Source organism: Campylobacter sp. 107 (assembly GCF_002383835.1).
Lineage (GTDB): Bacteria > Campylobacterota > Campylobacteria > Campylobacterales > Campylobacteraceae > Campylobacter_D > Campylobacter_D jejuni.
On sequence record NZ_NXBA01000022.1, the window covers coordinates 1 to 885 of the forward strand.

General features: G+C 26.8%; 1 protein-coding gene. It reads left to right on the forward strand.

The features are described 5' to 3' along the window. Positions 1-885: 6-hydroxymethylpterin diphosphokinase MptE-like protein (locus BGS40_RS03935; protein WP_141085129.1), on the forward strand; the 885-nt coding region annotated here is incomplete at its 3' end.

Sequence of the window (885 nt, forward strand, 5' to 3'; positions counted from 1 at the left end):
ATGACCATACTAGAAAAAAACATACAAGCTTTATTAAGTGGGGTAAATGAACCCTTAGGAAATAAACTTTTAAATTTCATACAAAATAAAACTTGTTCTCGTTTTAATATAGATGAAAATTTAAATATCTATGATAAAACTCATAATGTTTTTATGTATGAAAACTTAGAAGAAGAATTAAATTTTTTCTATCAAAGTATTTTAGAAAAAACTCATAGATATCCTTTTATATGTATTTATGGTATAGGCAATGCTTTGCTTATTAAAAATTTAGCTAAACACTATAAACATCTTTTTGTATTTGAAAGTGAAATAGAACTTTTTATTCTAGCTTTAAGCACGATAGATTTGAGTGAAGAGCTTTGTAGTGGAAAAATTTATCTTGTGGATATCGAAGAAGAAAGAGTGGATATTCAACTGCTTATACTTTTTGATATGAAAGATATATCTGAGTACTTAAGTTTATATGAAATGTTTGTAAATAATGTTTATTATAAAAAGTTTTATGAGGATATTTGGCATAAAGCAGACGAGCTTTGCGAGAAAAATATTAAAGTTGTGATAAGAAATTTAGGTTCTAATTCTGATCTTTCTTTTGAGTGTTATTCTCATCTTTTACAAAACATCCCCTCTATGCTTGAAAGCATTCCTTTTCAAAGAATCTTAAATGAAAGAAAAAACAAATTCGAAAATGCTATAGTAGTTTCTGCAGGACCTAGTTTAGCTAAACAACTTCCTTTACTTAAAGCTTATCAAGATAAAGCAGTGATCTTTTGTGCTGATGGGGCTTTAAGTATGCTTGAAAAAGAAGGTATAGTGCCTGATTATGTTACGAATTTAGATTTTACTGATCTAGCAATGAAATTTTTTCAAAATAAAGAAAAT